This is a genomic window from Paludibacterium flexuosum (genome assembly GCF_037076605.1).
In the GTDB taxonomy this organism is placed as follows: domain Bacteria; phylum Pseudomonadota; class Gammaproteobacteria; order Burkholderiales; family Chromobacteriaceae; genus Paludibacterium.
In genome coordinates, this window is the sequence record NZ_AP029060.1 from 1848528 (window position 1) to 1862856 (window position 14329).

13 protein-coding genes are annotated in these 14329 nt (G+C 61.9%); 2 read left to right on the plus strand and 11 right to left on the minus strand.

Features of this window, described 5'->3' with window-relative positions:
* Positions 1-6: 6 nt before the first annotated feature.
* The 11 genes from AACH39_RS08745 to AACH39_RS08795 all read right to left on the minus strand — a co-directional run bounded on the left by AACH39_RS08745 (position 7) and on the right by AACH39_RS08795 (position 13058).
* Positions 7-1107 (minus strand): radical SAM protein, encoded by a 1101-nt coding sequence (locus AACH39_RS08745; protein ID WP_215780836.1) that lies wholly within the window; start codon positions 1105-1107, stop codon positions 7-9.
* Positions 1108-1125: 18 nt separating this feature from the next.
* Positions 1126-2643, minus strand: coding sequence for a PfkB family carbohydrate kinase (locus tag AACH39_RS08750; protein ID WP_215780833.1), 1518 nt, complete (start codon positions 2641-2643; stop codon positions 1126-1128).
* A complete protein-coding gene (locus tag AACH39_RS08755; protein WP_215780831.1) occupies positions 2640-3212 on the minus strand; it encodes an SIS domain-containing protein in 573 nt (190 codons plus the stop codon). The genes AACH39_RS08750 and AACH39_RS08755 overlap by 4 nt, the downstream gene beginning before the upstream one ends.
* The gene (locus tag AACH39_RS08760; protein WP_215780828.1) at positions 3209-4201 is read right to left on the minus strand and encodes an SDR family oxidoreductase; all 993 of its coding nucleotides are present in this window, start codon (positions 4199-4201) and stop codon (positions 3209-3211) included. Before AACH39_RS08760 ends, AACH39_RS08755 begins: the two co-directional genes overlap by 4 nt.
* A 74-nt stretch (positions 4202-4275) precedes the next feature.
* A complete protein-coding gene (locus tag AACH39_RS08765) occupies positions 4276-5013 on the minus strand; it encodes an S-methyl-5'-thioinosine phosphorylase (protein WP_215780826.1) in 738 nt (245 codons plus the stop codon).
* 185 nt (positions 5014-5198) lie between these two features.
* The gene (locus tag AACH39_RS08770; RefSeq protein ID WP_215780824.1) at positions 5199-5741 is read right to left on the minus strand and encodes a hypoxanthine-guanine phosphoribosyltransferase; all 543 of its coding nucleotides are present in this window, start codon (positions 5739-5741) and stop codon (positions 5199-5201) included.
* A 66-nt stretch (positions 5742-5807) separates the two neighbouring features.
* Positions 5808-6671, minus strand: coding sequence for a UTP--glucose-1-phosphate uridylyltransferase GalU (gene galU / locus AACH39_RS08775; RefSeq protein WP_215780822.1), 864 nt, complete (start codon positions 6669-6671; stop codon positions 5808-5810).
* A 76-nt stretch (positions 6672-6747) separates the two neighbouring features.
* The gene (locus AACH39_RS08780) at positions 6748-8283 is read right to left on the minus strand and encodes a tetratricopeptide repeat protein (protein WP_215780819.1); all 1536 of its coding nucleotides are present in this window, start codon (positions 8281-8283) and stop codon (positions 6748-6750) included.
* A gap of 6 nt (positions 8284-8289) precedes the next feature.
* Positions 8290-9732: a tetratricopeptide repeat-containing glycosyltransferase family protein gene (locus tag AACH39_RS08785; RefSeq protein WP_338619628.1), complete on the minus strand. Its 1443-nt coding sequence runs from the start codon at positions 9730-9732 to the stop codon at positions 8290-8292.
* Positions 9729-11861: an NAD-dependent DNA ligase LigA gene (ligA, locus tag AACH39_RS08790; RefSeq protein WP_215780811.1), complete on the minus strand. Its 2133-nt coding sequence runs from the start codon at positions 11859-11861 to the stop codon at positions 9729-9731. Before ligA ends, AACH39_RS08785 begins: the two co-directional genes overlap by 4 nt.
* A gap of 51 nt (positions 11862-11912) precedes the next feature.
* Positions 11913-13058 carry a cell division protein ZipA C-terminal FtsZ-binding domain-containing protein gene (locus AACH39_RS08795; protein WP_215780809.1) on the minus strand — a complete coding sequence of 382 codons (1146 nt, stop codon included), beginning with the start codon at positions 13056-13058 and terminating at the stop codon, positions 11913-11915.
* Positions 13059-13316: 258 nt separating this feature from the next.
* Between AACH39_RS08795 and AACH39_RS08800 the strand changes: the two genes are divergently transcribed.
* On the plus strand, positions 13317-13787 hold the full coding sequence (locus tag AACH39_RS08800; RefSeq protein ID WP_215780807.1) for a MarR family transcriptional regulator: 471 nt from the start codon (positions 13317-13319) through the stop codon (positions 13785-13787).
* Positions 13771-14316 carry a cytochrome b gene (locus tag AACH39_RS08805; RefSeq protein WP_338619633.1) on the plus strand — a complete coding sequence of 182 codons (546 nt, stop codon included), beginning with the start codon at positions 13771-13773 and terminating at the stop codon, positions 14314-14316. The genes AACH39_RS08800 and AACH39_RS08805 overlap by 17 nt, the downstream gene beginning before the upstream one ends.
* The last annotated feature ends 13 nt before the right edge of the window (positions 14317-14329 follow it).

The following is a 14329-nucleotide window of genomic DNA, read 5'->3' on the forward strand; positions in this document are numbered from 1 at the left end:
AGCCGCTCAAATGAAATTGATGTGCGGCACGCTTTGCTGCACCAGCCGGTCCAGATAACGGTTGACCTCATCCATGCGGCAATTCTTGCGGCACTCGTGAATATCCAGGTCATGGCGCACATAGCGGAAGTTTTCCCGGCGCTTGTCGCCCTCCCAGATTTCCTGGAAGGTATTCTGGTTGATGTTGCCGTATTCAAAGCGCTGGTCGAGCAAATAGGCGCTGCAGCCGTACACACGGCCATCCGCCATGACATAGCCCCACAGAAATGGCGTGGACTGGCATTTCTTGTAACGGGTTTGCGGGTCTTCCTGATATTTGCGCATGGTATGCGCACGGAAAACCACCTGGAACTGATCGGTATTCAGCGGCTCCAGCTGAGCCGCCAGATCCAGATACCCCTGATAATTGACATGCTCGTATTCATGCGTTTCGCTGAACAGGTGCTGTGAATAAGGTTTGATCACCAGATAATCTGCACCGATTTCATCACGGCAAATGCGTGCCAGCTCCACCATCTCGTGAGCATTTTCCGGTAGCAGCAAGGTCTGCACGCCAATCACGGTATCCAGCCCGTGCGCCCGCTTGTAATCGCTGGCCGCCCGCAGGTTGTCGATCACGCGCTGGAAATCACGTTCGCGCGTGCGGTGAATGGCGGCGTAGCTGGCAGCGCTGCCGGCATTGAGCGACACCTTGATCCACGACACCTTGTCCAGCGACTCTTCCACAAAACGCTGATTAAGCAACACGCCATTGGTCGTGAACGCCACATCGATGCCGCTGGCCTTGGTCATGGCCACGATCTCGTTGATCTTCTTGTGCAGCAGCGGCTCGCCTTCCCCGGCGTACATGATGCTCTTCACGCCCAGACGCGCCATTTCCGGAATGCGCTCGGCCAGCACCTGCTCGTCCAGCATCACCGCCTTGTAGCCGATGTAATCTACGGCACAGAAGGTGCAACGATGATTGCAGGCGCCCACCGGCGCCATCTCCAGATAAATCGGATAGACCGACTTGGCACGCTCCCAGTCATCGCCGACTTCCAGCAGCTGCGCCACGCGCTTCGGGTGATAGATCAGCTTGTGGCTGTCGATCAAAAACTTGTCCATATCACGGCCTTTCCCGGCTTACTTGAGTAGCGTGGTCGCGTACTTGAAGAACAATACCGGATCGACCGGCTCGCGGTTGCAGACGATCTGCACATCCAGCGCGGCAGAAATGCTGCCCGCCAGCACGGCAATCTCCGCCGGCAGCCCGGCGCCCATGCAGGCACCGGCCAGCGACAGGAAGGCATCGCCGGCACCGATGCGATCGACCACCTTGGAGGACAGCGCCGGGATCGACAACATGCGATCCTGACCGACCAGCAGGGCCCCCTGACTGCCGCGGGTAATGGCGGTCGCCCTGGCGGAGAGACGACCGTTGAGTTCGCTGGCAATCATTTCCAGCGGCGACAACCGGTCATGCGCGGCCAGACGGGCCTCGGGTTCGTTCAGGCACAGGAAGTCGGCACGCGGATAGCGGGTAATCACGTGATAGCCACGATTGCCACTGTTGATCTGGGTGTTGACCGCCAGGAAACGGGCATGGCGCGAGATGGCATTGGCGATTTCACGGGAAATCATGCCATTGCCGAAGTCCGGCACGATCACCGTATCGTAGTCGCCCGCATTCTCGGCCAGCCATTGGCAAACCTGCTGATCCAGCGTGGTGCGCTCCTGCTCCACGCCGCCGAAATACACTTCAAACAGCCGCTGCAGCTCCTGATCGACAAAACGTCGCTTGATCAGCGTCTGTGCCGTCGGGAACTCGATGGTCGGCAGCTGGACATTGGGGCGCAGCTTCTCGGTCACGTACTCGCGTGTGCCGGGCTCCTTGCCCAGTGCCGTCAGCAGCGTCACCTCCTGGCAGAAACCGGCCACATGATTGGCCACGGCGATGGCGCCACCGGCGAAACGCTCTTCCGAGGCGTAGCGCACGGCCAGGGTATTGCCCTTGCCCGTCTGCCCCAGCGTCGACACATAGTGATACTCATCGATGATGGCATCCCCGACGACCAGCACGCGCTGCGACTTGAGCTGTTTGACGCGGGCGATGAATTCGTCGAGCGGATATTGCTGCTTGAAGTCCGCCAGAAACGCTCGCGCTTCCGGCGAGAACACATCGAAATGGTTGTTGAGCAGACTGGTGGAGCTGAAGGTGATTTCATCCGTGAAATGCACATCGCCACCGTGAGCCCGAACGGCCTCGACTTCCAGCGCAATATTGCCGGTCAGGTCGGTACCGGCATCGACATAATCACTGCCCTTGACGTACAGCGAGGGCTTGAGGGCATGGATCACATTGATCGCCGTCTCGGCATGATTGATGGCGACATGATCCACGCAGGCCAATGCGGCCAGGTTCTCGGCGCGCAGGTCCTCGCCGAACACCGGGCGCCCGGGTCCCTTGCGCACGAAGGGGTCGCCGGTCAGGGTCACCACCAGCACATCACCCAGCTTGCGGGCGCTCTGCAGATGGCGGATATGGCCGGTATGCATCAGATCGAACGTGCCGTGGCACAACACCACCCTGCGCCCCAGCGCTTTCAGCTGGGCAACAATCGCTGCCAGATCGTCGAGAGAATGAATCTTGTGCTCGGTCATGTGCGCTCCGCCAGACAATCCGCCACGTAATGCAGCAAGAACAAATGAGAGACTTCGACTTCACCGTAATCGCCGGAGGGACTCCAGAAATTGATCTCCCCCAGCGTACGCAGGGGATTTTCGGCAGTGAAGCCGCTACAGGTCACGACCGAGGCCCCCGCTTCGCGCGCGGCAGCCACAGCCTGCAGGATATTGGGCGACTTGCCCGAACTGCTGATGGCAATCAGCATGTCGCCCTTGCGGGCATACAGTCCCACCATGCGGCCGAAGGCCTGGTCATAACCGAAATCATTGCTCATGCAGGTCATCAGCGATGGCTCGTGCAGCACCTGGGCACGCAACTTGCCCTTGTTGACCAGATCATTCTGGATATGCGCCGCCACGGCGGCACTGCCACCGTTCCCGATGATGAACACCGAGCCACCGGCATGCCGCAGGGTCACCAGCGCGTCCAGCAGGGCGGCAATGGCCGTATCCGCCGGGACCGGTCGATCCGCCTGAGTGCACAGCAAACCATTCATCACACCGGAAAAGCGCTCGCAGGCGCCTGACAGGGTTGCACTATTCATGATTTGTCCCCCAGGTTGTCGAACCAGCTCTTGGTGGCCTGTTCGATGCTTTTTGGTGTCCATACCGGCGCATCACGCCAGTCTTCCAGGCAGGCCAGCATATTGGCGACCCCCTGCTCCAGCGGGACCTCGGCCTGCCAGCCCAGCAGCCGGGTAATCTTGGCAGTATCGGCAAACGTGCAGTCCGGCTCGCCGGGACGTTTGGGGATATGCACTTTTTCACCGCCCAGCAGGGCCACCAGGCGATTGACCTGGTAATGACCGCCGCTGCCGACGTTCATGATCTCGCCCTCGACCCGGGAGGCGCCGGCCATCATGAAAGCACGCGCCACATCCGTCACATAGGTGAAATCACGACTTTGCTCGCCGTCACCCACCACGGTAAACGGCAGGCCTTTCAGCTTCTGGGCCAGGAAGACGCCAAACACGGCACCATAGGTGCCGGCAGTACGCGAACGCGGGCCGTAGACATTGAACAACCGCAGGGAAACCACCGGCAGATGGTAGACCTTGCCCCAGTGCATCACCAGCTCTTCCCCCATGGCCTTGGTCAGGGCATAGGGGTATTCGGGGCGGATCGGCGAGGTTTCCGGCGTCGGGTAAACATCCGGAATGCCATAGCAGGAGGAGGAAGCGGCATACACCAGGCGACGCACGCCATGCAGACGCGCCGACTGCAGGACATTGAGCGTGCCCTGCACATTCACCGAAAAATAGGTTTCCGGATCATCGATCGACGGCACGATATCGGCGCGGCCAGCCAGATGGAACACCTGCTCCACACCGGCAAAACAAGGTTCGAGCGCGGCGCGATCCCGAATGTCCACCTGATGGAAAGTGCAGGCGCCCCGGGCCAGCAATGCCTCGATATGTGCCCGTTTCCCGGTGGAAAGATCATCAACCAACACCACCTCGGCGCCCTGCTCAAGCAGCATTTCCGCCAGATGGCTACCGATAAACCCGGCGGCACCGGTAACAAGAGCTTTCATCTATCGTCACACCAATAAGAATGAATATTGTATCGGCCTCAAACGGCCTTACTTGAATGAGCGAACCTGCCAGGTCAGGAATTGAGCATTTGAAGCAATATCCGTTCCACGGAGGGCAAAGAGGTCGCCAGCACAGCCGAGGCACCGGAAAAGTCGACTTTATGGCCACTTTCCCCGCGACCGGCGGCAAAGTTTGCCACGACGGTCAGCATGGCATACGGCAAATCCTGCTCCCGCGCCAGCGCGGCCTCGGGCATGCCGGTCATACCGACCATGTCGGCGCCATCACGCTCCAGCCGGCGAATTTCGGCGGCGCTTTCCAGGCGCGGCCCCTGGGTGCAGGCATAGACACCGCCATCGACCAGATCAATCGACGCTTTGGCCGCAGCCTGAAGCAGGCGGGCACGCAAGTCGGGACAATAGGGATGGGTAAAGTCGGCGTGGACCACCGGCTTGTCGAGCCCCTCGAAGAAGGTATGCTCGCGCCCGGTGGTGTAATCGATCAGATCATCAGGCAACGCCAGCGTCCCCGGCGTCATGTCGGGGCGAATGCCCCCCACCGCGCCGATGGCGATGATGCCTTTGATGTTTTGCTGCTTGAGCGCCCAGATGTTGGCGCGATAGTTGATTTCATGCGGCGCCAGGGAATGGCCATAACCATGACGTGCAATGAAAACGACATGGCTTTCCCCCACCAGTCCGAACGTGAGGGCACAAGACGGTTCGCCGAATGGCGTACGCACGACCTGCCGGTGCGTCACTTCGAGAACCGACAGTTGCGCCAGACCACTACCGCCAATGATTGCCAGCATGCTGCCCTCCATCCATAAATTATGTCGCAACACTATGGGTGGGAGTGTATAGCCTTTGCGGGGCAAGGGATAGGGTGGCAAAGCGCCGAACGCCTCTCTTTGGGCGATTTGCCTCTCCCCACGCAGAAAAGCAAACAGGCCGATGCATCGCATCGGCCTGTCAGCTTGCCCAGGGGCGGAAAAACTTACTTCAGGGCATGGATGGCCGGCAGGTTACGCCAGGCGCCACGGACGTCCATGCCATAACCGAAGACATAACGGTCCGGCACGTCGATGCCGACGAAATCGGCAAGGATCGGCTTTTCCTTGGTGATCAGCTTATTGGCGAAAACACCGCTGTAGAATGCCTTGGCACCCATTTCCATGACTTTGTCGCGAATGGCGGCCATGGTATGCCCCTCATCCAGAATGTCATCCAGCACCAGTACCACGCGGTCCTGAACGTCTTCTTTCGGGGCCTGTTTCCACACCAGCTCGCCACCGTGCGTTTTGTCGCCATAGCGGGACACGTGCACATAGTCAAAATCCAGCGGGAAATGCAGGCGCGGCAACAGCTGGCCGGTAAAGACCACGGCACCACCCATGACGGACAGCACCAGCGGATAGGCTTCCCCAAGCTTGGCAGTAATTTCTTCGGCCATGCGATCTACGGCACTGCTGACTTCTTCCGCGCTGAACAGAATGTCCGAGCTATTCAGAATGCCCAGAGCTTCGGCTACGTTTGCCATGCTGACTCCTTTACTTCAAACCCCCGCGCCGCAGGCCGGACACGGGAGGATTACAATGATTGGTTTTTAGCGGTTGGCCAGATAATCCGCAAAGGCCTCGCCGACCTCGTGATGCTTCAGACCATAACTGACGGTGGCCTTCAGATAACCCAGTTTGGAACCGCAGTCATAGCGCACGCCGGAGAACGGCAGCGCCAGAATGTCTTCTTCCTTGAGCAAGGCCGCGATCCCGTCGGTCAGCTGGATCTCGCCACCGGCACCCGGCTTGGTATTGATCAGCTTTTCGAAAATGCGCGGGGTCAGAATGTAGCGACCGACCACGGCCAGGTTCGAAGGCGCCTCTTCCGGACGCGGTTTTTCCACAATCGAGGTCACCTTGCGATGGCCGCTGGCGCCATCACTCACCTCGACGATACCGTAGGAACCGGTTTCCGACGGCGCGACGGTTTCCACCCCAAGCACCGAGCAATGGGTCTCGTCGAACAACTTGACCATTTGCTCCATGGCACCCGGCTCGCCGTCGATCAGATCGTCGGCCAGAATCACGGCAAACGGCTCATTGCCGACCACCGGCTGCGCACACAGCACCGCATGGCCCAGACCCAGCGCCTCGGGCTGACGGGTGTAGACACAGGTCACCGACGGCGGCAGGATGCCCTGCACCATGTCGAGCAACTTCTGCTTGTTCTTGTTTTCCAGCTCGGTTTCCAGCTCATAGGCCTTGTCGAAGTGATCCTCGATGGAGCGCTTGTTGCGCCCCGTCACAAAGATCAGTTCGGTGATCCCGGCTGCAACGGCCTCTTCCACCGCATATTGAATCAACGGCTTGTCGACCACAGGCAGCATTTCCTTCGGACTGGCCTTGGTTGCCGGCAAAAAGCGCGTGCCCAATCCGGCGACCGGAAACACGGCTTTGGTAATTTTCTTCATTGGCGTACTAAGCTTTCTGAATTTAATCGGGCGTATTCTAACTTGCCGCAGCGACAGGCTCTAGCAATTTGCCGAATTATTGCGGTTCCAGCAGCGTGCTCAGCACTTCAGGCAACACCTGCAGCACATTCTGCCAGTCATGCAACGTCTGTTGGCGCAACAGGCGCATGGACGGATACCACGGCATCCGCTCCCCTTCGGCCGGGAACAGATTGCCCCCCAGGGCCGACATCAGCACCACGGTCGGCAAGCCCATGGCCGCGCCGAGATGGGCCGCGGCGGTATCCACCGTCACCAGCCCGTCCAGCTGCCCGAGAATGGCGGCGCTGTCGGCAAAGTCGGTCAGTGCCGGTTGCGCCAGCATGGCCTGCAGCTCGTCCGGCAGGGCCTCGGCCCCAAACTGCAGACTCACCCAGTCCGCGTCCAGCGACGACAACAAGGCGTGCAACACCTCGTGCGACAGACTGCGCGCCTGCCGGTCACGCTCATCCGCGCCGGTGCCGGCCTGCCCCGACTGCCAGACCAGTCCCAGCCTGGGACGACCACGCCGGGCAGGCAGTGACGGCGCCCACCGGGCAGTCAGGGCGGGATCCGCCGCCAGATAGGGCGCAAAGGGTGGCAAGGTGTCAGGCGTCAGTTGCAGCTGCATCGGCAGCGACATCAGGGACAGATGGAAATCCGCCGGCGGCAGCGGCGCTTGCGTGTCGAGCAGTAGATCCACGCCCGGCAAACCGGCCAACAGTCGCAGCAGGGGCGGCGCCACCCGCAGCACCACCCGGCATTCCGGCTGGCGCGCCCGCCACAGCGGCAGAAGACGCACCATCTGAAGCGTGTCCCCCAGCCCCTGCTCCTGCCAGAGCAGCAAGGTTTTGCCGGCGAGATACTCGCCCTGCCAGGCCGGCAGCTGCGCATCCATGTCCTGCTTGCGGGCCGCCAGACGCGGCAGGGCCCAGCGCTGCTCGTACCAGCGGAAACCGCGCAGCCACTCGCCGGACTGAATCAGGGCAATGCTGTAGTTGTAGGGCAATTCCGGTGGCGGGTCGCCGGCCTGGTCCAGTGCCTGACGGTAGATCGTCAGGGCCTCGTCCAGCCGGCCTTCGGCCTTGAGCAGCAAGCCCAGATTGGTCATGACGCGCGCGCTGTCCGGCGCCAGCTGCAAGGCCGTCTCCAGGCACAGATGCGCCTGCTCGAACTGTCGGCAATCCCGATACAGATTGCCCAGATTATTCAGGGCATCCTGGTAGTCAGGCCGGCTGTCCAGCGCCTCCAGCCACAATTGCTCGGCCAGCGACAGTTCGCCCAAACCGGCCAGCAGCAGGGCCAGATTGTTGCGGATCTCGGCCGAAGCCGGATTGATGCTCAAGGCTTTCATGAAGCCATCCAGCGCCTGCGGGTACTGGCCCAGCAGATAGGCCTGATTGGCCAGACCAAACCAGGCTGCGCCGTTGTCCGGCTGCAGGCGGGTCAGATGCAGAAAGGCATCATGCGCTTCGGCCGGCAGCGCCAGCTCGACACAGCGTTGCGCCAGCTTTTGCCACAGCACCGGGTTCTGACGCTGTCGCCCGGCTTCTTTTTTCAGTTGCAGCAACTCACCAGGAAGCGGATTCACCATCGCGTCTTACCCTTGCATGTCTTGCAGCTGACGCTGCACTTGCGCCAGTACCGGCAGCCAGTCACCAGCCACCGGCTGGCGCAGAACGCGGATACTCGGATACCAGGGGGCCTGCTCTCCCGTCACACCGAAGAACGGCGCCCCTTCCTGCCGCATCAGCAGCCAGACCGGATGCCCCATGGCACCGGCCAGATGGGCCACGGCGGTATCAACGCACAACACCAGATCCAGCTGGGCGATCAGCGCCGCTGTATCGGCAAAATCCTGAATCGCCGGCGCGTGAACGTGACCTTGCCAGCTGTCTGGCAAGGCACCGGGCCACAGGCTGACAAAATCGGCCAGCGGCAGCAGGCACTGCAGCAAGCCAGGCTCGATCGACTTGTACTGCCGGGTCAGGTCCTGCGCGCCGACGCCCCAGACGCCTGACTGCCACACCAGACCGACGCGCCGCTTTCCGGGCTGACGGGCAGGCAGTCGCTCAGCCCACTGCGCCACCCGCTGTGGATCCGCCGCGAGATAGGGCAGGACCGGCAACTGATCGATTTCCGTCTGGAAAATGCCTGGCAGCGAGGCCATCGGCAGCTGCCAGTCGAATGGCACGCTGTCCGTGGCCTCGATCAGCTCGATGCCGGACAGCGAGGCGAACAGCCGGTGCAGACTGGCCGGGCAGGCCAACACCAGCCGCGCCTCAGGATGGGTGGCTCGCAGCAGGGGCAAAAAACGCGCCATCTGCAGACAGTCTCCCAGCCCCTGCTCGCTCCAGATCAGCAGACAATCCTGCCCCAGCGGCTCGCCCTGCCAGCGGCGTTCGGTAAAGCGCGGCGTCAGGATGGTCTGCCAGCGCGACTCGTACAGGGGCCAGGCCTCGCGATAACGCCCGAGCATGAACAGCGGAATCGACTGGTTGTAGCGGGCTTCATGGTAGTCCGGCGCCAGTTGCAGGGCATTGCCATAGGCCTCGACCGCTTCGTTGAGATACAGTCCGCCGGTCAGGGCATTGCCGAGATTGGTCCAGCGCGCCGGACTGTCACCCGCCAGCTCGATGGCACGCACATGGCATTGCGCCCCCTGGTCATATTGCAGCCGGTAGACGCGCACAATCCCCAGATTACTCCAGGCATCGGCATGCGCCGGGTCCAGCTGCAGGGCCTGAACCAGGAGCGATTCAGCGGTATCCAGCTGACCAAGTTCCTTGAGCAGTACGGCAAAGTTGACCAGCAGATTGACGGCATCCGGCTTGATGGCCAGCGCCAGGCAATAATCATCCAGCGCCTTGTCGAAAGCGCCGAGACGGTAATGGATCAGGGCACGGTTGGCGCGCGACTGCCAGTCCTGGTCATCCGCGGCCAGCAGCTGATCGAACACGGTCAGCGCGGCATGCAGTTCTCCCTGTGCCAGCAGATGGCACCCCTGTTCGAAATCTGCCACGCCCGCGTTGCCCTGATTCATGTCTTGGTCTCCAGCAATTGCCGTAATCCGGCTTCATCAAGGATGGCGATGCCCAGCGACCGGGCTTTGTCCAGCTTGCTGCCCGCCGCCTCGCCCGCCACCAGGTAGTCCGTCTTGCCCGACACGCTGCCGGCCACCTTGCCGCCGGCCGCCTCAATCAGCGCCTTGGCCTCATCGCGCGACAGGCTGGGCAACGTGCCGGTCAGGACCAGGGTCTTGCCGGCCAGCGGCAGGCTGGCCACATCGACAGCCGCTTCCTGTGGCCAGTGCACACCGGCTTCGATCAGGGCATTCACGACCTCGCGATTGTGCGGTTCGGCAAAAAAATCCAGGATGGATTCGGCCACGACCGGGCCGACATCCGGCACCGCCATCAGGGTATCGAGCGCACGCGCACGCTGCAGCGGATCGTCCAGCCCCTCCCCCAGTGCCATCAAGACAGACAGCTCGGCAAAATGCCGGGCCAGATCGCGCGCGGTGGCCTCGCCGACGTTGCGGATCCCCAGGGCGTAGATAAAGCGCGCCAGCGTGGTCTGCTTGCTGGCCTCGATGGCCGCCACCAGGTTGTCGGCACTTTTCTGCCCCATGCGCTCCATGGCCGCCAGCGTGGCCGCATCGAGCCGGTACAAATCGGCCAGGGTATGCACCAGCCCGCGGTCGACCAGTTGCTCGATCAGCTTGTCTCCCAGGCCATCGATATCCATGGCCCGGCGGGCGGCAAAATGCCAGATCGCCTGCTTGCGCTGAGCCGAGCAGAACAGGCCGCCACTACAGCGGGCGATGGCCTCTCCCTCTTCCTTGACGATATGCGAGCCACACACCGGACAGTGCGTCGGCAGGCGATAGGCCGGATACACCGGCTCCTGCGCCGGCGAGAACAGATCAGCCCCCGGCACATCGCGCATCGGCCGTCTTTCCAGTACCACCGACACCACCTCGGGAATCACGTCGCCGGCACGGCGCACGATGACCGTGTCGCCCACACGCACATCTTTGCGCAGCACTTCGTCCTGGTTGTGCAGTGTGGCATTGGTCACCGTCACGCCGCCGACAAAAACCGGCTGCAAACGCGCCACCGGGGTGATCGCCCCGGTTCGCCCGACCTGCTCCTCCACCGCCTCGACGACGGTCAGCGCCTCTTCCGCCGGAAACTTGTGCGCGATAGCAAAGCGCGGGGCGCGCGAGACAAAACCCAGCTGGGTCTGCTGATCAAGCCGGTTCACCTTGTAGACCACGCCGTCGATGTCATAGGGCAGCCCCGGCCGACGCGAGAGCACGGTTTCGTAATAGCCGGTCAGGCCATCCAGCCCCTGCACCACCGGCCGCAAGTCTGGCGCCACCACCGGCAGCCCGAGTTGCGCCAGCCAGTCCATCTCCCCCTGATGGGTGGACGGCCAGTCCGCCCCCTCGATGCGGGCGATGGCATAGGCAAAGAAGGACAGGTGGCGACGCGCGGTAATGCGCGAGTCCAGCTGCCGCAGACTGCCCGCCGCGGCATTGCGCGGGTTGGCAAAACGTTTTTCGCCCTGCGCCTCCTGCGCCTGATTCAGACGTTCGAAGTCGGCCTTGAACATCAGCACTTCGCCGCGCACCTCCAGCAGGGCGGGCCAGGCCTCCCCCTGCAGCCGCAGGGGAATGCCGCGCACGGTACGCACGTTCTCCGTCACATTCTCGCCGGTCAGGCCGTCACCCCGCGTCGCCGCCTGCACCAGCACGCCGTCGCGATACAACAGGCTGATGGCCAGGCCATCGAATTTCGGCTCGACGGCATACTCGACGGTGCCACTGGCCAGCTCGCGCGTCACGCGTTCGTCGAACTGGATCAGCTCGGCATGACGCAGGGCCGGATCGGTCTGTTCCATATCGGAAAAGGCATTGTTGAGCGACAGCATGGGAACGGCATGCGTCACCGGCTCGAAGGCATCCAGCGGGGCGCCGCCGACGCGCAATGTCGGCGAGTCGGCGGTTTGCAATTCGGGGAACTGGGCTTCGAGCGTCTGCAGTTCGCGCATCAGACGGTCGTATTCGGCATCAGGGACCGAAGGGGCATCCAGTTCGTAGTATTCGCGACCGTAACGGTCCAGCAAGGCACGCAACTCGGAGGCGCGTTGGTGAGGGGCAGTGGGCATAGGATTCAGGTCGGAAAGGAATCAGGGCCGGCGATCGGCCGGCCCTGCAGGTCAGGCAAACAAGCGCAGCGCGGCGACACTGCCCGGGGCAATCCCGCGGTCATCCATGCTGCCATAGATTGTTTTGAGCTGGTCGCGGATGCGGCCAAGGCCGACATCGGTCAGCAGGCGACGATTATCGTCCACCAGTTGGGCATCGAACTCCTGCGCCAGCAGACGGGCAAACTGAACGGCGCGGTCAAAGACCTCCACCCCGCCGGCGACACGCGGCACATCGAACAGCAGGCACAGCGCCGGGAAGCTGTTGTCGAGCAGGGTGTGCAGGGTGAACGGCATCTGGTCGGCCGCCATCAGCGAATAGAGGGTATTGCCGGAGTCGGCCAGATAGTGGAAGGCACCATCCGGCTCAAGCTGCATGCCGTTGGTTTCGGCAAAGCTGCGCAGCCGGGTGCCTTCGATGGCCTGGCGCGGCACGATATTGATGCCGATCAGCACATCCACGTCGGCACAGAAGCGGTCCAGCTCGCGGGCGGCGACCAGCTTTTGCTGGCGCTGAGGGAAGCTGGCTGCGGCGCTGTACTCGTCGGCAAAGCGCGTCACCTGCTGGCAGAAGCTCGCCAGTTCCTGCTCGGTCACGGCACCACCGCGATCCACCAGCTGCAGGCCAATATTGATCTGCTTGTAGCGGATGCCGGGCAGCACTTCGGCAGGTTTCCACAACCCCTTCTCGGTCCGTCCGATGATCTGGACGCGCTTGGCCACATTGAAGCGCGGCATGCTGACCAGTTCCAGCGGCTCGTGGAAAACCACTTCGCAGATGAAATCCAGCGAAGGATCGAGCATGGCCACCACCAGCGCCTGGTGGTCCGCCGCATCCAGCGACACCTCGGCCACCGGACTGGCGGGTGCCGGCTCGGTTTCCGCCTGGGCGTCCAGCGGCGGCACATCGACTTCGAACGGTTCCGGTTCCGGCAGATCAGCGCGTCCGGCATCAATCAGCACCGGCTCCAGGCGATCGGCACGGACACCGTCACGCACATTGTTCTTCGGGACGTTCAGCAAGGGATCGTCCTGCGTGCGCACGAAAGACTGGCGCATCCTGCGACGGAAGCGCCATTCCTGAATGACATTAAAACCGTATACCAGGCCGACTACCGACCCGCCCAACACCAGTAAACCTATTTGCAATTCGCTCATCAGCCAGTCCGCAAGGGCGAATAAATCCGTGGGTAGTATAACGAATCGCCGGTCAGGCGACACCTGTATAGCAGAGAATCATACGGGAAAGCCTGCCGATGCGGGGGTTCTCGCTCATTTTCAAGCTACCAGCATGCCACCACGGACAAGTGGAAGTCGATACATTCATCATCTATTTGTGCTAGAAATTCATGCACAAGCCACTTTACAATTAGTTCTAACACGAACTATATTCATCCATACAAAAACGGAGACACCATGAGTGCCACACCCCGGGAGCCCTTCTTGCCGGTGATCCGATTACTCGCTCAAACCTATCAGACCTTCGAGCAGTTCTCGGCGCATCACGTCCGGCAGATGGGACTGACACCGCCGCAATTCGACGTGGTTGCCACACTGGGCAATACCCGCGGCATGAGTTGCAAAGAGTTGTCCGAGAAGACGCTGATTACCAAGGGCACGCTGACCGGTGTCGTCGACCGTCTTTGCGACAAGGGCCTGGTACAGCGCACGACCATGGAACACGACCGCCGCAGCGTGTTTGTCGCGCTGACGGCCAAGGGGGAAGCCCTGTTCGAGCAGGCCTTCCCCGCCCATCTGGCGTATATGCAGCAGGCTTTTGCCGGTTTCAGCGGCCAGGATTATGAGCGTTGCGCAGCAGAACTGCTGCGCCTGAGAGAGGCCTTTGCCACGGCCATGAGCGAGGTACCCAATGAAATCTGCGATTAACGCCCGTTATGCCAAAAGCGCCGTCCTCCTGCACTGGCTGATGGCCTTTCTGATCATTGCCTGTTTTGCCGTCGGGCTGAAAATCTGGAGCCTGCCGCTGTCGCCCCTGCGCCTGAAGCTGATCCTCAGTCACAAGTCGACCGGCATCCTGATTCTGTCCCTGCTGGCACTGCGCGTGCTGGTCCGCCTGTTCAGCAAGGTGCCGCCGCTGCCGGATCACATGGGCCCGGGCGAGCAGCGCCTGGCCCACCTCGGTCATCTGGCACTGTATCTGCTGATGCTGGCGGTGCCGCTGTCCGGCTGGGCCATGAGTTCGGCCTTTGGCATTCCGGTCGTGGCATTCGGGGTGGTTCACCTGCCCGCCTTGTTGCCGGCGGATCAGGCACTTGGTGAACAACTGCAGCTCGTACACCGCGGCCTCAACCTGCTGCTGGCCCTGACGGTGATCGGCCATGTCCTGGTCGCCCTGAAACATCACTTTATCGACCGGGACGGCATGCTCAACCGCATGCACCTCGGCGGTTCCTGACACCTAACAGAAG